General features: G+C 68.5%; 17 protein-coding genes. 6 read left to right on the top strand and 11 right to left on the bottom strand.

The window, feature by feature from the left end:
- Positions 1–15: 15 nt before the first annotated feature.
- Both gap and tkt read right to left on the bottom strand, forming a co-directional pair.
- Positions 16–1,026, bottom strand: coding sequence for a type I glyceraldehyde-3-phosphate dehydrogenase (gene gap, locus ACFIMZ_RS03550; RefSeq protein ID WP_431821414.1), 1,011 nt, complete (start codon positions 1,024–1,026; stop codon positions 16–18).
- A gap of 88 nt (positions 1,027–1,114) precedes the next feature.
- Positions 1,115–3,187: a transketolase gene (gene tkt / locus ACFIMZ_RS03545; RefSeq protein ID WP_431822422.1), complete on the bottom strand. Its 2,073-nt coding sequence runs from the start codon at positions 3,185–3,187 to the stop codon at positions 1,115–1,117.
- A gap of 222 nt (positions 3,188–3,409) precedes the next feature.
- Here tkt and speE point away from each other — a divergent pair, with 222 nt between their 5' ends.
- Genes speE through ACFIMZ_RS03530 form a run of 3 tightly spaced genes read left to right on the top strand, consistent with a single transcriptional unit; the run spans position 3,410 to position 5,488 of the window.
- Positions 3,410–4,267, top strand: a complete 858-nt coding sequence (speE, locus tag ACFIMZ_RS03540; RefSeq protein WP_431821413.1) for a polyamine aminopropyltransferase — start codon at positions 3,410–3,412, stop codon at positions 4,265–4,267.
- Positions 4,268–4,307: 40 nt separating this feature from the next.
- Positions 4,308–4,724, top strand: coding sequence for a VOC family protein (locus ACFIMZ_RS03535; protein ID WP_431821412.1), 417 nt, complete (start codon positions 4,308–4,310; stop codon positions 4,722–4,724).
- Positions 4,721–5,488: a 16S rRNA (uracil(1498)-N(3))-methyltransferase gene (locus ACFIMZ_RS03530; protein ID WP_431821411.1), complete on the top strand. Its 768-nt coding sequence runs from the start codon at positions 4,721–4,723 to the stop codon at positions 5,486–5,488. The genes ACFIMZ_RS03535 and ACFIMZ_RS03530 overlap by 4 nt, the downstream gene beginning before the upstream one ends.
- Positions 5,489–5,638: 150 nt before the next feature.
- Here the strand turns inward: ACFIMZ_RS03530 and ACFIMZ_RS03525 are convergent, their stop codons facing one another.
- From ACFIMZ_RS03525 to ACFIMZ_RS03510, 4 genes are all read right to left on the bottom strand, one after another.
- Positions 5,639–6,364, bottom strand: coding sequence for a hypothetical protein (locus tag ACFIMZ_RS03525; RefSeq protein WP_431821410.1), 726 nt, complete (start codon positions 6,362–6,364; stop codon positions 5,639–5,641).
- Positions 6,365–6,597: 233 nt separating this feature from the next.
- Positions 6,598–7,164, bottom strand: a complete 567-nt coding sequence (locus ACFIMZ_RS03520; RefSeq protein WP_431821409.1) for a barstar family protein — start codon at positions 7,162–7,164, stop codon at positions 6,598–6,600.
- Positions 7,165–7,180: 16 nt separating this feature from the next.
- Positions 7,181–7,612, bottom strand: a complete 432-nt coding sequence (locus ACFIMZ_RS03515; protein WP_431821408.1) for a ribonuclease — start codon at positions 7,610–7,612, stop codon at positions 7,181–7,183.
- A gap of 329 nt (positions 7,613–7,941) precedes the next feature.
- On the bottom strand, positions 7,942–10,242 hold the full coding sequence (locus tag ACFIMZ_RS03510) for an NADP-dependent malic enzyme (protein WP_431821407.1): 2,301 nt from the start codon (positions 10,240–10,242) through the stop codon (positions 7,942–7,944).
- A 177-nt stretch (positions 10,243–10,419) separates the two neighbouring features.
- On the opposite strand from ACFIMZ_RS03510, the gene thiL reads away from it, so the two are divergent.
- Genes thiL through ACFIMZ_RS03495 form a run of 3 tightly spaced genes read left to right on the top strand, consistent with a single transcriptional unit; the run spans position 10,420 to position 12,483 of the window.
- Positions 10,420–11,418, top strand: a complete 999-nt coding sequence (gene thiL, locus ACFIMZ_RS03505) for a thiamine-phosphate kinase (protein ID WP_431821406.1) — start codon at positions 10,420–10,422, stop codon at positions 11,416–11,418.
- Positions 11,408–11,953 carry a phosphatidylglycerophosphatase A family protein gene (locus tag ACFIMZ_RS03500; protein ID WP_431821405.1) on the top strand — a complete coding sequence of 182 codons (546 nt, stop codon included), beginning with the start codon at positions 11,408–11,410 and terminating at the stop codon, positions 11,951–11,953. Before thiL ends, ACFIMZ_RS03500 begins: the two co-directional genes overlap by 11 nt.
- A 29-nt stretch (positions 11,954–11,982) precedes the next feature.
- The gene (locus ACFIMZ_RS03495; protein WP_431821404.1) at positions 11,983–12,483 is read left to right on the top strand and encodes a CinA family protein; all 501 of its coding nucleotides are present in this window, start codon (positions 11,983–11,985) and stop codon (positions 12,481–12,483) included.
- 86 nt (positions 12,484–12,569) lie between these two features.
- On the opposite strand, the gene pyrF is transcribed toward ACFIMZ_RS03495, so the two are convergent.
- The 5 genes from pyrF to araG all read right to left on the bottom strand — a co-directional run bounded on the left by pyrF (position 12,570) and on the right by araG (position 17,942).
- Positions 12,570–13,397 carry an orotidine-5'-phosphate decarboxylase gene (gene pyrF / locus ACFIMZ_RS03490; protein WP_431821403.1) on the bottom strand — a complete coding sequence of 276 codons (828 nt, stop codon included), beginning with the start codon at positions 13,395–13,397 and terminating at the stop codon, positions 12,570–12,572.
- 39 nt (positions 13,398–13,436) lie between these two features.
- Positions 13,437–14,495 carry an aldose 1-epimerase gene (locus tag ACFIMZ_RS03485; protein WP_431821402.1) on the bottom strand — a complete coding sequence of 353 codons (1,059 nt, stop codon included), beginning with the start codon at positions 14,493–14,495 and terminating at the stop codon, positions 13,437–13,439.
- 47 nt (positions 14,496–14,542) lie between these two features.
- On the bottom strand, positions 14,543–15,331 hold the full coding sequence (locus ACFIMZ_RS03480; RefSeq protein ID WP_431821401.1) for an SDR family NAD(P)-dependent oxidoreductase: 789 nt from the start codon (positions 15,329–15,331) through the stop codon (positions 14,543–14,545).
- 19 nt (positions 15,332–15,350) lie between these two features.
- Positions 15,351–16,364 (bottom strand): L-arabinose ABC transporter permease AraH, encoded by a 1,014-nt coding sequence (gene araH / locus ACFIMZ_RS03475; protein ID WP_431821400.1) that lies wholly within the window; start codon positions 16,362–16,364, stop codon positions 15,351–15,353.
- 66 nt (positions 16,365–16,430) lie between these two features.
- A complete protein-coding gene (gene araG / locus ACFIMZ_RS03470) occupies positions 16,431–17,942 on the bottom strand; it encodes an L-arabinose ABC transporter ATP-binding protein AraG (RefSeq protein ID WP_431821399.1) in 1,512 nt (503 codons plus the stop codon).
- Positions 17,943–17,978 lie beyond the last annotated feature (36 nt).

Raw genomic sequence — 17,978 nt, 5'->3', positions numbered from 1 at the left:
CGTGCGCGGGCGGGATTACTTCGCGTTCGCGAATGCGACTGCCGTATCCAGCATGCGGTTCGAGAAGCCCCACTCGTTGTCGTACCAGCTCGACACCTTGACGAGGCGGCCCGACACCTTGGTCAGCGTCGCGTCGAACGTCGACGAAGCCGGGTTGTGGTTGAAGTCGATCGACACCAGCGGCGCGTCGTTGTAGCCGAGGATGCCCTTCAGCGCGCCTTCCGACGCTTCCTTCATGATCGCGTTGACTTCCTCGACCGTCGTGTCGCGCTTCGCGATGAACGACAGGTCGACGATCGACACGTTGATGGTCGGGACGCGGATCGCGTAGCCGTCCAGCTTGCCGTTCAGTTCCGGCAGCACGAGGCCGACCGCGGAAGCCGCGCCCGTCTTCGTCGGGATCTGGCTGTGCGTGGCCGAACGCGCGCGGCGCAGGTCTTCATGGTAGACGTCCGTCAGCACCTGGTCGTTCGTGTACGCGTGGATCGTCGTCATCAGGCCGGTTTCGAGGCCGATCTTGTCGTTCAGCGGCTTGACGAGCGGCGCGAGGCAGTTCGTCGTGCACGATGCGTTCGAGATGACCGTGTGCTCGGCCTTCAGCACGTTGTGGTTCACGCCGTAGACGACCGTCGCGTCGACGTCCTTGCCGCCCGGCGCCGAGATGATGACCTTCTTCGCGCCGCCCTTCAGGTGCGCGCTCGCCTTTTCCTTCGTCGTGAAGAAGCCCGTGCACTCCATCACGACGTCGACGCCCAGCTCGCCCCACGGCAGTTCTGCCGGGTTGCGGTTCGCCAGCACGCGGATCCTGTCGCCGTTGACGACCAGGTAGTCGCCGTCGACCGACACTTCGCCCGGGAACTTGCCGTGCGCGGTGTCGTACTGGGTCAGGTGCGCGTTGGTCTTCGCGTCGCCCAGGTCGTTGATCGCGACGATCTCGAGATCGTGCTTCTTGCCGTTTTCATAGAACGCGCGCAGCGTATTGCGGCCGATGCGGCCGTAGCCGTTGATTGCGACGCGGATCGTCATGTCTATCTCCTGATGGCTGAAAAAAATTCGTTTCGTGCAGCTTCACGGTGCGGCGCGCGCACGGGGAACGCGCGCGCCGCGAGTGCTTTTAGGCCAGCACGGCCTTGGCCGTCTCGACGACCTTGTCGACGGTGAAGCCGAAGTGCTTGAACAGCACGCCGGCCGGCGCCGATTCGCCGAACGTGTCGATCCCGACCACGCCGCCTTCCAGGCCGACGTACTTGTGCCAGAAGCTCGTCACGCCCGCTTCGATCGCGACGCGGCGCACGCCGTGCGGCAGCACGCGCTCGCGGTATTCGGCGTCCTGGCGGTCATACACGGTGGTCGCCGGCATCGACACGACGCGCGCGGCGATACCCTGCTGCGCGAGCGGCTCGACGGCCTTCATCGCGAGCTCGACTTCCGAGCCCGTCGCGATCAGGATGATCTTGCGCGCGACGATCTCCTCGTCCCAGTCCTTCAGGACGTAGCCGCCCTTCTCGATGTTCGCGATCTGCGCGTCGGTGCGCGGGTTGAACGCCAGGTTCTGACGGCTGAAGATCAGGCTCGACGGACGATCCGCGGCGACTGCGTGGGTCCACGCGACGGCCGTCTCGACCGTGTCGGCCGGACGCCACACGTCATGGTTCGGAATCAGGCGCAGGCTCGACACGTGCTCGATCGACTGGTGCGTCGGACCGTCTTCGCCGAGGCCGATCGAGTCGTGCGTGAACACGAAGATCGACGGCACCTTCATCAGCGCGGCGACGCGCAGCGCGTTGCGGCTGTAGTCGGAGAACGTCAGGAACGTGCCGCCGAACGGCTTGTGGCCGCCGTGCAGCGCGAGGCCGTTGATCGCGGCGCTCATGCCGAATTCGCGCACGCCGTAGTTGATGTGGTTGCCCAGCTGGACGCCCGGGCCGTCCACGTTCGCGCGGACCGCCTTCGACGCCTTCCAGTTGGTCAGGTTCGAACCGGTCAGGTCGGCCGAGCCGCCGAGCAGTTCGGGCAGCACCGCAGCCAGCCCTTCGATCGCCTGCTGCGACGCCTTGCGGGTCGCGACGGTTTCGCCGCGCTCGTTCGCGCCGGCAATGATCGCCTTCGCCTTCTCCGCCCAGTCGGCGGGCAGCTTGCCGGCCATCCGGCGCTCGAATTCGACGGCTTCCTGCGGATACTTCGCACGGTATTGCGCGAACACCGCGTCCCAGTCGGACTCGCTGCGCTTGCCCGCTTCCTTCGCATCCCACGCCGCGTAGACTTCCTGCGGAATCACGAACGGCTCCCACTTCCAGCCGAGCGCCTCGCGCGTCTTCGCGATTTCTTCCGCGCCGAGCGCAGCGCCATGCACGTCGTGGCCGCCCGCCTTGGTCGCCGCGCCCTTGCCGATCACCGTCTTGCAGCAGATCAGCGTCGGCTTGTCCGACAGCTTCGCCTTCGCGATCGCCGCGTCGACCGCGTCGACGTCATGGCCGTTCACGTTCGGGATCACGTTCCAGCCGTATGCCTCGAAACGCTTCGGCGTGTCGTCGTGGAACCAGTTGACGACGTCGCCGTCGATCGAGATGCCGTTGTCGTCGTACAGCGCGATCAGCTTGTTCAGCTTCAGCGTGCCCGCGAGCGAGCAGGCCTCGTGCGAGATGCCTTCCATCAGGCAGCCGTCGCCGAGGAACACGTACGTGTGGTGATCGACGATCTTCGCGCCGTCGCGGTTGAACTCGTCAGCCATCAGCGCTTCGCCGAGCGCCATGCCGACCGCGTTCGCGAGACCCTGGCCGAGCGGGCCGGTGGTCGTCTCGACGCCCGGCGTGATCCCGTATTCCGGGTGGCCCGGCGTCTTCGAGTGCAGCTGGCGGAAGTTCTTCAGCTCTTCGATCGGCAGGTCGTAGCCGGTCAGGTGCAGCAGCGCGTACAGCAGCATCGAGCCATGGCCGTTCGACAGCACGAAGCGGTCGCGGTCGGCCCAGTGCGGGTTCGACGGGTTGTGCTTGAGGTGGCGCGACCAGAGCGCGACGCCGATCTCGGCCATGCCCATCGGCATGCCGGGGTGGCCGGAGTTCGCTTGCTGGACGGCATCCATCGCGAGCGCGCGGATCGCGTTGGCCATCAGGGTGGTGGAGGCGGGAGACGAAGTCGTCATGTCGAGTCCGGAGAACGAGTCGAGAAAACGGGGCACGTGCGGTATCCGGAAGCTCGCTAGTCAGCCGCTCCCGGCGCGCAGTGCGGCGCCAGGGTGGACGCGAAGCGGACGGAGCCAACGGACGGGGCTGCAAAGCTCATCATTTTACCAGATGGGGCGGCATTTCCCTTCCGAACGGTCGGCGTTCCGGCACGGTTTTCCGTCAAACTTCCCGCTGTCCGTTTCACGCCCTCTATAATTCAGACGTTGGAACTGTCCGCCCCGCCCGTGAGCACGACGCTTCTCTTTCACCCGACGCCTGACTCCGCCTACGGCTTTCCGCATGCGCGTCGGCTTGCGCACGTCGCGTCCCCGCACCAGCAGATCGAGGTGTGGGAGACCCCGCAGCTCGGCCGGCTGTTCACGCTCGACGGCCGGCCGATGACGTCGGTCGGCGACGAGTACATCTATCACGAATGCATGACCCACCCGGCCGCGCTCGCGCATCCGTCGCCGCGCAAGGCGCTCGTGCTCGGCGGCGGTGACGGCGGCGCGGCGCGCCAGCTGCTCAAGCATGCGTGCATCGAGCGGATCGTCGTCGCGGAGCTCGACGACGAGGTCGTCGGCATGGCGCGCCGCTACCTCGACGACGTGCACCAGGGCGCGCTCGACGACCCGCGCGTCGAGGTCGTGATCGGCGACGCCGCGCACTTCGTCGAATCGACCGTCGAGCATTTCGATCTCGTCGTGTTCGATCTCACGCCGCCGGATTCGCCGGCGGCCGGCCTCTACACGCGCGACTTCTACACGCATCTCAAGCGGATCCTGACGCCGTGCGGCGCGATCACGATGCATCTCGGCTCGCCGGTCTTTCACGCGCCGCGCATCGCCGCGCTGCTCGCCGACCTGCGCGCGAGCTTCGCGGTCGTCGATCCGTTGTCCGCGCACGTGCCGCTGTACGGCTCGGTGTGGCTGATGGCGATCGCGAGCGACACGCTCGACGCCGCGTCGCTGTTCATGCACGACATCGAGGAACGCCTCGCGAGCCGCGGCGTCGAGGGGCTGCGCTACTACGACGCGCGGCTGCACCCGGCGCTGTTCGCGTTGCCGCGCGCGCTGCGCGATACACTGGGCGCGCGCCGCTGAGCTGTCGCGCCGTTCCGCTTTCCCCCTGCAGGAGGTTTTCATGGCCGATCCACGTCCGGCCGACGTACCTTGGTTGACGCCTTACCTGGCGGTGCGCAACGCGCACGCGACCATCGATTTCTTCAAGGCCGCGTTCGGCTTCGCGCTGCGCGACGTGCTCGACGAGGACGGGGCGATCATGCACGTCGAGATGGTCTATCGCGGCCAGCTGATCGTGATGTTCGCGCCCGAAGGCGCCTTCGGCTCGACCGCCCGCACGCCGCGGAGCGCAGGCGAGACGGCGCCGCAATCGTTCTATCTGTACGTCGACGACGTGGACGCGACCTGGCAGCGCGCGCTCGACGCCGGCGCGAAATCGCTGAGCGCGCCGCAGGACCAGTTCTGGGGCGACCGCTTCGCGCAGGTCGAGGATCTCGACGGCTACCGCTGGGCGCTCGCGCGCCGTCTCGAATCATGAGTGAAGCCACCACGACCGCGGCCGTGCCGCGCTTTTTCGTCGAAGCGGCGCTGAGCGCCGGCGCCGTGCTCGCGCTGCCGGCCGACGTCGCCCGTCACGCGCAAGTGCTGCGGCTGCAGCCGGGCGATGCGCTCGCGCTGTTCGACGGCACGGGCGGCCAGTACCGCGCGCGGCTCGTCGAGATCGACAAGCGCAGCGCGGTCGCCCGGCTCGACGCGTTCGAGCCGGCGGAGGCGGAGCCGCCGTATCGCGTGACGCTTGCGCAAGGGATCGCAGGCGGCGACAAGATGGACTGGGTGATCGAGAAGGCGGTCGAGCTCGGGGTCGCCGCGATCGTGCCGCTGTCGACGTCGCGCGGCGTCGTGCGGCTGTCGGGCGAGCGCGCGGAGAAGCGCGTCGCGCACTGGCGCGGCATCGTGCGCGCGTCGTGCGAACAGTGCGGACGCAACCGCGTGCCGGACGTCGCGCCGGTGCGCGGCTTCGACGCCTGGCTCGATGCGCTGCCGGCCGCGCCGGCCGACGGCGAGCTGCGGCTGCTGCTGTCGCCGCGCGCGAGCATCCCGTTTGCGTCGCTGCCGGATGCGCCGCCCGCGGCGCCCGTCACGCTGCTGATCGGCCCGGAAGGCGGGTTGTCGCCCGACGAGGAACACGCAGCGCGCGCGCACGGATTCACCGCGCTGTCGCTCGGGCCGCGCGTGCTGCGCACGGAGACGGCCGGCGCGGCGGTGCTGGCCGCGCTGGCGGCGCGCTGGGGCGGGTGGTGACCGACGCCGGCCGCGCCTTTGCCGGCCGCGCCTTTGCTGGCCGCGCCTTTGCTGGCCGCGCCTTTGCTGGCCGCGCCTTTGCTGGCCGCGCCTTTGCTGGCCGCGCCTTTGCTGGCCGCGCCTTTGCTGGCCGCGCCTTTGCTGGCCGCGTCATTCGTCGCCGCTCTCCATCCGCGGCATCCTGACCGACTTGAAAATCGAGTCGACCACGGCCTGGTACATGTCGCCGGCGTACGGACTCGCCCACGCCGTGTCGTCGCTGCCGAACAGTTCGATCGAACCGGTCATCGGCAGATCGACCGGTGCATCGTTCATCGCCCGGGCCATGTCGGCGAACATCGTATCGAACGCCGCCCTGCGCTGCTGTTCCGACTTGCCCAGCGCCGGCTGCACCGCGGCCTCCACCTGCTTCACGCCAGGCCCGACATTCGCCACGTCGCACGCATAGGTCACGGTCGCGATCGACTGCCCGTCGCGGCCGGGATTCGGCACACGCGTCTCGCCCGTCACCCTGCACCGGGACCGGCTCGTCGTTGAACCAAACGCGGCCATCATGTCGCGGGCCGGCTTTTCCTGGCGCGCGCGCACGTTGGGCGGCAGCGCATCCACGAGCCGGTCTGCCAGCTGCTTGCGCAGGTCGGTCCTCGTCTTCGCGTACGCATCGAGATCGAGCGCGTTCTTGCCGTGCAGATAGTCGCGCATCGCATCGTTGTATTCACGGCCCTTCGACAGGTCGCCGTTCACGAACAGGCCAAGGAACAGTTCGGTGGTGCGGGTCGGCGAAACCGGTGCGGCATTGGCGACGCCTGCGACGACGAGCGCCGACAGGACGAGCGCGCGCACGGCGGCACGCCGCGCGAGACGGAAATCGGTCATGGGAATACAGCCCTCTCTCGGATTGATCGAATTGTCGGTCCGGCACGCGAGGTCGGCTGCGTCACCGCAAGCCCCGACACGCCGGACCGCGGCAGATTGTCCCGAAAAACAGCGCACGATGAAAGCATCGACGGGCTCACGTCGCAAGCACCGCACCCGCGCCGGTTCCACAGACGCAAAAAAGCCCGCGCGAAGGCGGGCTTTCTTGTGCGACCGGGACGAGCGCCGGACTTTTACGCGAACGAATAAAACACGCGGAACGCGACCTTGCGCTCGGCCCAGAATTCGGCCGCCTCGCGGAACACGTCGAGCAGCGTTTCGCGGCCTTCCTTGTCGAACTTCTGCGCGATCGGCAGCCCTTCGAGCACGATCACGAAACCGGGCTGCGCGCCCGCCTTCGCGACCAGATCGGTCAGGCAGTCGTACAGCGCGTCATAGTTCTTGCCGAAATGCTTCGGAAACAGGAACGACGTCGCGATCGTTTCCATCACTTCCTGCTTCGACTGCGCGGCGCCGCAATACGCATACAGGAAATGCTGGCCGAGCCGGCCGGCCTCGTCGGCGAGATCCTGCACGCGAAACGCGCGGATCGACTGCACGAGATTGGGTCGCACGGTCGTGAAAAGGCTCATAGGCTCCTCGTTCGATGAAAGCCCGGGGCTGGCTTCCTGCTCTGCCGGCGCGTCGCCGGCCTGCACCGCCGCGCGCAGCTGCATCACGCGCTGAAACAGATTGCCGTCGCCGGCCGCGAACAGATCCGCCGTCGACGCCGTGTCGTGCGTGTAGATGGAGTCGCTCATGCCGTTCATCCCGAAGTCATTCAACAATGCGTTTGAAACTGTTGTAGTGGTCGTCCGTGTAATAACAGTTGTCGACCCGGCGCAGCGGCCCGCCGCAGACGATCCGGCGCGCACCGCGATTGCGCGCGCGCGGCGTCGGCACGGTGTACTCGTGATAGAAGCCGCGCTTCGCCTTCGGCAGGATCCGCTCGCGGTTGCCGAACACGACGCCGTCTTTCTCGTACGGATAGGGACCGCCACCGGCAATCAGGCCGAGCGTGGTCACGGCCTCGCGCGGAAGGCGGGCGGTCGGGATCGTGTCGAACCCGCCGGCGGCCACGTCGGCCGTAACGGCCTGCCGTGCGTAGGCGGCGGAAACCAGACTGCCCGTCGGCGTGCCGACGATACCCATCGCGAACAACGCGAAGACGGACGCGAGCGCGCCGTTGCGGAGCCACTTGCGTGCCATGAACCAGGGTTCCCGCTGTTAAATCAAGTAGTTGACGACCAACAAAGGCGTTAGCGTAGCGCTATTGTCCGCGCGAATCAATGTTCGTTTGGGGATTGAAAGCCCGACTGGATCGGGCCCCGAGCAATTTTTACCGAAATATGGCTACTTTTATCTTTCATGAGATAGAATGCCGACAGCATCTCTCGCATGGCAAGACCCTGCCTCCTTGCCACGCTCTAACCCGGAGTGGAGAGATGCTGCTGTTGCTTATGGGAAGCGCATGCGCGCCCTGCCCGGCGGCGTGCCCATTGCGGGCACGCCGTTTTTTCTTTTATTTACAAATTCGCTTAACGCGTTGCGTTCACGTCGGCCACGAGCAGCGCGGCCATGTTGACGATCCGGCGCACCGTCGCCGATTCGGTCAGCACGTGCACCGGCCGCGCGGCGCCGAGCAGGATCGGCCCGATCGCGATGTTGTTGCCCGCGGCCGTCTTCAGCAGGTTGTACGCGATGTTCGCGGCGTCGATGTTCGGCAGGACCAGCAGGTTCGCCTCGCCTTCCAGTGTCGATTCCGGCAGGATTTCCTTGCGCAGCGCCGCGTCGAGCGCGACGTCGCCGTGCATCTCGCCGTCGACCTTCAGGTCCGGCGCGCGTTCCTGCAGGATCGCGAGCGTATCGCGCATCTTCTGCGCGGACGGCGCGTTGCTCGTGCCGAAATTCGAGTGCGACAGCAGCGCGACCTTCGGCTCGATGCCGAAGCGGCGCACTTCCTCCGCCGCCATGATCGTGATCTCGGCGAGCTGTTCCGGGGTCGGATCGACGTTCACGTGCGTGTCGACGAGGAAAATCTGGCGGCCCGGCAGCACGAGGCCGTTCATCGCCGCGTACACGCTGCAGCCCGGGCGCTTGCCGATCACCTGGTCGATGAAGTGCAGGTGGCGGTGCGTCGTGCTGATCGTGCCGCAGATCATCCCGTCCGCTTCGCCCTTCTTCACCAGCATCGCGCCGATCAGCGTCGTGCGCCGGCGCATCTCGACGCGCGCGAGCTGCTCGCTGATGCCCTTGCGCGCCATCATCTTCGCGTAGTCCTGCCAGAACTCGCGGTAGCGCTCGTCGTGCTCGGTGTTGACGACGGTGTAGTCGACGCCCGGCGTCAGGCGCAGGCCGTAGCGCTGGATACGGTGCTCGATCACGGCCGGACGGCCGATCAGGATCGGTTTCGCGAGCTTTTCGTCGACGACGATCTGAACGGCGCGCAACACGCGCTCTTCCTCGCCTTCCGCGAACACGACGCGCTTCTTCTCGGCCGGCACGCTGCGCGCGAGCTGGAAGATCGGCTTCATCGTCGTGCCGCTGTGGTACACGAACTGCTGCAGGTGCTGCTTGTACGCGTCCATGTCCTCGATCGCGCGCGTCGCGACGCCGCCGTCCATCGCGGCCTGCGCGACAGCCGGCGCGATCTTCACGATCAGGCGCGGATCGAACGGCTTCGGAATCAGGTATTCGGGGCCGAACGACAGGTCCTGGATCCCGTACGCGGTCGCGACGATGTCGCTCTGCTCCTGCTGCGCGAGCTCGGCGATCGCGTTGACGGCGGCGATCTCCATTTCACGCGTGATCGTCGTCGCGCCGACGTCGAGCGCGCCGCGGAAGATGAACGGGAAGCACAGGACGTTGTTGACCTGGTTCGGATAGTCGGTGCGGCCGGTCGCGAGCACGGCGTCCGGGCGCACTTCGAGCGCGAGCTCCGGCAGGATTTCCGGCGTCGGGTTCGCGAGCGCGAGGATCAGCGGGCGCTCGGCCATCCCCTTGACCATCTCCTGCTTCAGCACGCCGGCGGCCGACAGGCCGAGGAAGATGTCCGCGCCGTCGATCACCTCGGCGAGCGTGCGGGCTTCGGTTTCGCGCGCGAAACGCTCCTTGTCCGGGTCCATCAGCTCGGTGCGGCCCTTGTAGACCACGCCGGCCAGGTCGGTCACCGTGATGTTCTCGAGCGGCAGGCCGATGTCGACCAGCAGGTCGAGACACGCGAGCGCGGCCGCGCCCGCGCCGGATGCGACGAGCTTGACCTTCTTGATGTCCTTGCCGACCACCTTCAGGCCGTTCGTGACGGCCGCGGCGACGACGATCGCGGTGCCGTGCTGGTCATCGTGGAAGACCGGGATCTTCATCCGCTTGCGGGCTTCGCGCTCGACGATGAAGCAGTCCGGCGCCTTGATGTCTTCGAGGTTGATGCCGCCGAAGGTCGGCTCGAGCGCGGCGATCACGTCGACGAGCTTGTGCGGATCGGACTCGTTCAGCTCGATGTCGAACACGTCGATGCCGGCGAACTTCTTGAACAGCACGGCCTTGCCTTCCATCACCGGCTTCGACGCGAGCGGGCCGATGTTGCCGAGGCCGAGCACCGCGGTGCCGTTCGTGACGACGCCGACCAGGTTGCTGCGCGCGGTGAAGCGGGCCGCGTTGAGCGGATTCTCGACGATCTCCTCGCACGCGAACGCGACGCCCGGCGAGTAGGCGAGCGCCAGGTCGCGCTGGTTGATCATCTGCTTGGTCGGCGCAATCGCGACCTTGCCGGGGGTCGGGAATTCGTGGTAATCGAGAGCGGCTTCGCGGAGCTTGGCTTTGGAGGAGGCTTGCGTGGACATGTGTCTCGTGGCGTGCGGATTAGAATACCTAGTCGACGCATTGTAGCGCCAATCGAAGTCGCCAAAACCTCGATTCAGGTGCAACAGCCGCGACAAAATTGTACTGAACGGTGCAGGAACGCGCCGGTTCGCCTCGTACAATGTGCCGTTCACTCAATCGCTTCGGGTCCGTCCGCCGTGCCAGCCTCCCTCTCCGAGTTCTCGTTGATCGACCGCTTCTTCGCGCGCCGCGCGGCCCGGGGCGCACGCGCCGCGACGCTCGGGATCGGCGACGATTGCGCGCTGTTCGCGCCGCGATCCGGGAAATTGCTCGCCATTTCGACGGACATGCTGGTCGAGGGCCGCCACTTCTTCCCCGACGTCGCGCCGCACGCGCTTGGCCACAAGACGCTCGCGGTCAACCTGTCCGACCTCGCGGCGATGGGCGCCGAGCCGCGCGCGTTCACGCTCGCGTGCGCGCTGCCGCGCGCCGACGCGGCGTGGCTCGAGGCGTTCAGCGACGGGCTCTTCGCGCTCGCGGAGCGGTTCGGCTGCGAACTGATCGGCGGCGACACGACGAGCGGGCCGCTGAACCTGTGCGTGACCGTGTTCGGCGAAGTCGCCCCCGACGCCGCGCTGCGCCGCGATGCCGCGCGCGACGGCGACGACGTCTGGGTGTCCGGCACGCTCGGCAACGCGCGTGCCGGGCTCGGCGTCGCGCGCGGCGAATGGGCGGCCGGCGCGCAGCAGGCGGCCGTGTTCCGGGCGGCGCTCGAGCGCCCCGAGCCGCGCGTCGCGCTCGGGCTGGCGCTGGCGGGCGTCGCGCACGCGGCGCTCGACCTCTCGGACGGCCTCGCCGGCGACCTGCAGCACATCCTCGAGCGCTCGCGCGTGCGCGCGGACATCGACGCCGACGCGGTGCCGCGCTCGGCCGCGCTCGCGACGCTGCCGCCCGACGTGCAGCGCCGCTGCACGCTCGCCGGCGGCGACGACTACGAACTGTGCTTCACCGCGCCCGCCGCCGCCCGCGCGGCGGTCGAGGCGGCGGGCGCCAGCGCCGGCGTCGCGGTCACCCGAATCGGTACAATACGCGCGTTGTCCGCGCCGTCGGAGCGGCCCGCGATCGCGTGGCGCGACGCCGCCGGCGCGCCCCTGGCTCTCACGTTGCACGGTTTCGACCACTTCCATGCAGACTGACCCGACGCCCCCGCGCGCCGCGGCCGACGCCGGCGCAACGCCCCACGCGCCGAGACGCGCCACCGTGCGCTTCATGTTCTCGCATCCCGCGCACCTGCTGTCGCTCGGGTTCGGCAGCGGGCTCGCGCCGATCATGCCCGGCACGTTCGGCACGCTGTTCGGCTGGCTGACATTCGTCGCGCTCAGCCGCTACCTGACGGTGCCCGAATGGTGGGGGCTGATCGCGGCCGGCTTCGTCGCCGGCGTCTGGCTCACCGGCTTCACCGCGAAGAAGCTGGGCAACGCCGACCCGGGCCCGGTCGTCTGGGACGAGATCGTCGCGATCTGGATCGTGATGCTGTTCGTCACGCCGGCGACGTTCATCGGCCAGCTCTGGGCCTTCGTCGTGTTCCGCTGCTTCGACATGCTCAAGCCGCCGCCGATCCGCTACATCGAACGCCGGATGAAGGGCGGCCTCGGCATCATGGCCGACGACCTGATCGCCGCGTTCATGTCGCTGCTCGTGATCGCGCTGTGGCGGTCCTTCGCCGGCTGACCTTTCCGACTCCTGTTCTCCCCTTTCGCATGCCAACCGATTCCGTCGTCCATCAGCTTGCGATCCGCGCAGGCAACAAGCTGCGCGACGAGCACCTGCTGCTCGCGACTGCCGAATCCTGCACCGGCGGGATGATCGCCGCGGCGATCACCGACATCTCCGGCAGCAGCCAGTGGTTCGAGCGCGGATTCGTCACCTATTCGAACCAGGCCAAGAGCGAGATGATCGGCGTGCCGCCCGAGCTGATCGACAAGCACGGCGCCGTCAGCGAGCCGGTCGCGCGCGCGATGGCCGAAGGCGCGCTGCGCAACAGCCGCGCGCAGGTGTCGCTCGCCGTCACCGGCATCGCCGGGCCCGCGGGCGGCAGCGAGAAGAAGCCGGTCGGCACCGTGTCGTTCGCGTGGAGCAACCGGCTGCATACCGACGCCGAGACGCTCGTGTTCAAGGGCGATCGCGAGCAGATCCGCACGCAGGCCGCCACGCATGCGCTGCGCGGGCTGCTGAAGCTGCTCGAAGAGCGCGAAGGCTGACGCGCCGGCGGCCCGACGCGGGCCGCATCAGATGGGTCGCATGAGGTGGGCCCATGATACGGGCCGCGATCGGCGGCCCGCCCCGCTCAACGATGCGCGTTGATCGCGTCGCGGGTCTTCTGCGCGGCGAGCGCCGCGGCTTCGGCGAAATCCTCGTCCTTGCTCGCGTACAGGATCGCGCGCGACGAGTTGATCATCATCCCGGCGCCGTCGGCCGTGCGGCCTGCGCGGACGGTCGCCTCGACATCGCCGCCCTGCGCGCCGATGCCCGGAATCAGGAGCGGCATGTCGCCGACGATCCCGCGCACGACTTCGATTTCGTTCGGGAACGTCGCGCCGACGACGAGGCCGAGCTGGCCGCTCTTCGCGTTCCACTTGTTCGCCGCGAGGTCGGCGACCACCTGATACAGCGGGCGACCATGGGTCTCCAGGAACTGCAGGTCCGAGCCGCCCGGGTTCGACGTGCGGCACAGCACGATCACGCCCTTGCCTTCGTGCTCGAAATACGGCTCGACCGAGTCGAAGCCCATGTACGGATTCACCGTCACCGCATCCGCGCGGTAACGCTCGAACGCTTCGCGCGCGTATTGCTCGGCGGTGCTGCCGATGTCGCCGCGCTTCGCGTCGAGGATCACCGGCAGGCCCGGATGCTGCAGGTGGATGTGCGCGATCAGCCGCTCGAGCTGGTCTTCCGCGCGATGCGCGGCGAAGTAGGCGATCTGCGGCTTGAACGCGCTCGCGTACGACGCGGTCGCGTCGACGATCTGCCGGCAGAACTCGAAGATCGCGTCGGGCTGGCCGTCGAACTGCACGGGGAAGCGCGACGGCTCGGGATCGAGGCCGACGCACAGCAGCGAATTCGTGCGCTGCCACGCGGCGCGCAGCGATTCGATGAAAGTAAGCGGGGAAGACATGGCGGGTACTCGCGGCTGACCATTGGTAAACCGCGTATTTTACCCGCGTCGCCGGCGGCTTTCGCGTGCGGACGCGTCGCCGCGTGCGTCGCTGCGCTCGACGGTGAACGCGAAACGCCGCGCGAGGCGCTCGCCCGGCGCGAGCAGCGTCATCCCGTGCGCGGCCGCGCCGCCCGGCAGGTTCACCGCATTGATCGGATGATCGACCGGCTCGAAGCAGAAGAAATCCTCGCCCGGCGGCGTATAGAGCACGTAGGCATCCGCATCGGCCGCGACGGTCAGCGTAAGCCCGCGGCGCGGCCAGCTCACCGTCGCATGGCCGCCCCAGCCGGTGAACGCATGGTTCACGAGCGTCGCCGGCAGCGGATACGCGACGCCGAACTGCCACGCCGGCGGCACGCTCACGTGCCGCACCGGCAGGAAGTCGGCGCCCGACAGCCACAGCCCGCCCGCCGCGGCGGCGAGCGCGGTCGCGTCGTCGCGCACCAGGAACGGATGCACGCCGAGCCCGAACGGCAGCCGCGCGCGGCCGGCGTTCTCGATCGTCAGCGCGATCGACAGTGTCGCGTCGTCGAGCACGAAGGTCTGCGTCGCGCGAAACGCATACGGCGCGCCGTCGCCGCGATCGAGCGACAGCCGCAGCGTCGTGTCGGTCGCGGCGTCGACCTGCCAGCGCGCGAGCCAGCCGTCGCCGTGGATCGGCAGCGGCTCGTCGACGCGATTGCGCGGCACCGCGACGCGGCGGCCGTCGCATTCGAAGCGCGCGCCGCCGATCCGGTTCGAGTACGGCAGCAGCGGATAGCACGCGAGCTCGTTCGGATCGGTCGCGGCGTCGGGCCGTTCGCAGCGGCGGAACACCGGCGTGAGGGCGCCGTCGTCGCGCCAGTCGAAGCGCGCGATCCCGCCGCCCAGATGCGGCAGCACGTCGACCCGCAGCGCCGCGTTCGACAGCGTGACGGCCGCCGTGTGCGACGCGCCGACGCCCTGCGCGAGCGCGGCGGTCTGCGGTCCGGCGCTGACCGGATGCGCGGCGGCCGCGAGGCGCGCGCGGCGCGATTGCGTCGCCGCCGACGAGGCGCGCGAGGACGTAGCGGTCATGAGGGGCTCCTTCGTCGAAGTGTCGGTTCGCGTCGCGCTGTCGCGGCTCAGGCCCAGCCGCCGTCGACGACCACGTCCTGCGCGGTGATCATCCGGCTGTCGTCGGCCGCGAGGAACAGCGCCATGCGCGCCAGATCGGCGGGCAGCAGCTCGGCGTCGAGGCACTGGCCGGCCTTGATCGCCGCGCGGCCCGCGTCGTCGAGCCACAGCCGGCGCTGCTTGTCGGTCATCACCCAGCCCGGCACCAGCGAATTGACGCGGATGCCGAACGGGCCGAGGTCGCGCGCAAGCCCGCGCGTGAGCCCCTGCACGGCCGCCTTCGCCATCGTGTACACCGGATAGCCGCCGTTCTTCAGCATCCAGCTGATCGAGCCGAGATTGATGATCGCGCCGCCGCCGAGCTGCTTCATGTCGTCGATCACCGCCTGCGCGGCAAAGAACTGGTGCCGCAGGTTCACCGCGATGCCCGCGTCGAACGATTCGGGCGTCACGTCGCCGATCCCGTGGCGGACGTCGTTCGCCGCGTTGTTGACGAGCACCGCAATTGCGCCGGCCTGTGCGCGGATCGCATCGATCGTGCGGCGCAGCGCGCCGATGTCGGTGAGGTCGCATTCGGCGAACAGCGGCACATGGCGCGCATGCGCGAGACGCGCGGCCAGCGCGCGGCCCGCCGCGGCGTCGAGATCGACGAACGCGACGCGCGCGCCCTGCTCCGCGAAGTGCTCGACGAACGCGGCGCCGATGCCGGTCGCGCCGCCGGTGATCAGCACGGTGCGGTCGGCGAGGCTCGGATAGCGCGCATAGCGCGCATAGCGCGCGGACGATACGTTATGCATGCCGGTAAGCTCCATCGGTTCAGTCGCGCCCGCCGCGGTTCTTCAGCTGGTCGAGCAGCACCGCCGCCAGCAGGATCGCGCCGCGCACCAGGTATTGATAGAACGCGTCGATGTTCAGCAGGTTCATCACGTTCTCGACGGTGCCCATGATCAGCACGCCGATCACGACGCCCGAGATCGTCGCGCGCCCACCCAGCAGCGACACGCCGCCGAGCACGCACGCGGAGATCACGTTCAGCTCGAAGCCCTGTGCGGCATTCGGCTGGCCCGACGTGATGCGCGACGCGAGGATCACGCCCGCGAGCGCCGTCACCGCGCCCTGGATCAGGAAGATCCAGACGCGCGTGCGCTCGACATTGATCCCCGCGAGCCGCGACGCCTCCGGGTTGCCGCCGATCGCGAGCGTGTTGCGCCCGTACACGGTCTGGTTCAGCAGCACGCCGAACACGACGAAGCACAGCAGCGTGACCCAGATCGGCAGCGACACGCCGAACAGCGTGAGGCCGCCGAGCGCGATGAAGGTGTCCGACGACACGCCCACCGCCTGCCCTTTCGACACGATGAAGCCGAGCCCGCGCACGATCTCCATCGTCGCGAGCGTCGTGATCAGCGCGTTGATCCGCAGGTACGCGATCACCGCGCCGTTCACGAAGCCGATCGCGGCGCCTGCCGCGACCGCGGCGAGGATCGCGACGAACGTGTTGTCGGTCGCGTTGAGCACCATCGCGCACAGCACGCCCGAGAACGCGACGGTCGAGCCGATCGACAGGTCGAAGTCGCGCGACGCAAGACAGAACATCATCGTGCACGCGACCATCCCGATCTGCGAGATCGACAGCGCGAGGCCGAGCATGTTGTCGATCGAGAAGAAGTGATCGACGGTGAGCGACATCGTCACGAACATCGCCGCGAAGATCGCGATCAGGCTGTAGTCGGTGAGCTGCTGCCACCATTTCCGGCGGTCGGCCTGCGGGGCCAGTGCGTCGACCGACGGCTTCACTGCGGCACTGGCGAGGTTTTCCCTGACTTGCATGGTGGTGTCTCCTGCTCCTGCATCGTGCGGCGCGGCGGCCGCACGTCATCGAATGTCGTGGTGGATTCAGGCCGCCTGCGCGGCGCTCGTCTGCGGCAGCGCGAGGCTCAGCACCGCATGCTCGTTCGCCTGCGCGCGCGGCAGCTCGCCCGCGATGCGCCCTTCGCGCATCACGACGATGCGGTCGGACACGCCGAGCACTTCCGGCAGCTCCGACGACACCATCACGATCGCGCAGCCGCGCTCCGCGAGCCGGTAGATCACGTCGTAGATCTCGTGCTTCGCGCCGACGTCGATGCCGCGCGTCGGCTCGTCGAGGATCACGACCTTCAGGTCGGGCTCCGCGAGCCAGCGCGACAGGATCGCCTTCTGCTGGTTGCCGCCCGACAGGAAGCGGATCTTCTGGCGGCGGCTCGGCGTCTTGATCTTCAGCCGCTGGATGAAGCGGTCGGCGGTTTCGCTCTCGGTCCTCCGGTCGATGAACAAGCCCGCGCGCAGCGAATGGCGGCGGCAGCTGATGTTGATGTTCTCCGCGACCGACGCCATCGCGATGATCCCTTCCTCCTTGCGGTCCTCCGGGCACAGCACGATGCCGTGGCGGATCGCGTCGCCGGTGCGCTTCACGTCGATGCGCGCGCCGTCGAGCGCGAGCGCGCCCGCGCGCTTGCGATCGGCGCCGTACACGAGCCGCATCAGCTCGCTGCGCCCCGCGCCGACGAGCCCGAAGAAGCCGACGATCTCGCCCGCGCGCACCGCGAAGCTCGCCGGCTCGCGCAGCGCGTCGCCTTCGATTCCGTCGACCGACAGGCGCACGTCGCCGAGCGCGCGCGGCGCGTAGTGATAGATGTCGGCGATCTCGCGCCCGACCATCTCCGCGACGAGGCGCTCGCGCGGCACGTCGGCGAGCGACGCGTGCGACGCGATCCTGCGGCCGTCGCGGAAGATCGTGCACGCGTCGCACAGCCGGTAGATCTCGTCCATCCGGTGCGAGATGTAGATCAGCGCACGGCCTTCGACGCGCAGGTCGTCGACGAGCTTGAACAGCACCTCGGTCTCGCGGTGCGACAGCGAGCTCGTCGGCTCGTCGAGCGCGATCACGCGCGCGTTGCGCAGCAGCGCCTTGCAGATCTCGACCATCTGCCGCTGCGCGATCGACAGCCGGCCGAGCTTCGCGTCCGGATCGAGATCGACGCCCATCGCGGCGAGCCGCTCGCGCACGTAGCGCTTCGCCTCGCCCTTCCTCACCCAGCCGAACGCGTTCGGCAGGCGGCCGAGCAGCAGGTTCTCCGCGACCGTCAGGTCCGGCACGTACTGCAGCTCCTGGTGGATCACCGCGATGCCGGCCGCGATCGACGCGGCCGCATTCGGAAAATGCACGGGCCGGCCATCGACCAGCACGCTGCCCGCGTCGGGCTGATATTCGCCGCCGAGAATCTTCAGCAGCGTCGACTTGCCCGCGCCGTTCTCGCCCATCAGGCCGTGCACCTCACCCGCACGCACGTCGAACGAGATGCCGTCGAGCGCGCGCACGCCGGGAAACACCTTGCCGATATTGTCAAAACGCAGTGCCGCTGACACTTCGCCTCTCCAGTTACGATCGATCGACCGACGGCC

Source organism: Burkholderia sp. F1, assembly GCF_050813845.1.
Taxonomy (GTDB): Bacteria; Pseudomonadota; Gammaproteobacteria; order Burkholderiales; family Burkholderiaceae; genus Burkholderia; species Burkholderia ubonensis.
This window is presented reverse-complemented; position numbering and strand designations above follow the sequence as displayed.

What these genes read in the sequence shown, in the direction of transcription:
- gap (WP_431821414.1), bottom strand. Translation starts at nt 1,026, where the DNA reads ATGACGATCCGCGTCGCAATCAACGGCTACGGCCGCATCGGCCGCAAT.
- ACFIMZ_RS03535 (WP_431821412.1), top strand. Translation starts at nt 4,308, where the DNA reads ATGGCCGATCCACGTCCGGCCGACGTACCTTGGTTGACGCCTTACCTG.
- ACFIMZ_RS03530 (WP_431821411.1), top strand. Translation starts at nt 4,721, where the DNA reads ATGAGTGAAGCCACCACGACCGCGGCCGTGCCGCGCTTTTTCGTCGAA.
- ACFIMZ_RS03525 (WP_431821410.1), bottom strand. Translation starts at nt 6,364, where the DNA reads ATGACCGATTTCCGTCTCGCGCGGCGTGCCGCCGTGCGCGCGCTCGTC.
- ACFIMZ_RS03520 (WP_431821409.1), bottom strand. Translation starts at nt 7,164, where the DNA reads ATGAGCGACTCCATCTACACGCACGACACGGCGTCGACGGCGGATCTG.
- ACFIMZ_RS03515 (WP_431821408.1), bottom strand. Translation starts at nt 7,612, where the DNA reads ATGGCACGCAAGTGGCTCCGCAACGGCGCGCTCGCGTCCGTCTTCGCG.
- ACFIMZ_RS03510 (WP_431821407.1), bottom strand. Translation starts at nt 10,242, where the DNA reads ATGTCCACGCAAGCCTCCTCCAAAGCCAAGCTCCGCGAAGCCGCTCTC.
- ACFIMZ_RS03500 (WP_431821405.1), top strand. Translation starts at nt 11,408, where the DNA reads ATGCAGACTGACCCGACGCCCCCGCGCGCCGCGGCCGACGCCGGCGCA.
- ACFIMZ_RS03495 (WP_431821404.1), top strand. Translation starts at nt 11,983, where the DNA reads ATGCCAACCGATTCCGTCGTCCATCAGCTTGCGATCCGCGCAGGCAAC.
- pyrF (WP_431821403.1), bottom strand. Translation starts at nt 13,397, where the DNA reads ATGTCTTCCCCGCTTACTTTCATCGAATCGCTGCGCGCCGCGTGGCAG.
- ACFIMZ_RS03485 (WP_431821402.1), bottom strand. Translation starts at nt 14,495, where the DNA reads ATGACCGCTACGTCCTCGCGCGCCTCGTCGGCGGCGACGCAATCGCGC.
- ACFIMZ_RS03480 (WP_431821401.1), bottom strand. Translation starts at nt 15,331, where the DNA reads ATGCATAACGTATCGTCCGCGCGCTATGCGCGCTATGCGCGCTATCCG.
- araH (WP_431821400.1), bottom strand. Translation starts at nt 16,364, where the DNA reads ATGCAAGTCAGGGAAAACCTCGCCAGTGCCGCAGTGAAGCCGTCGGTC.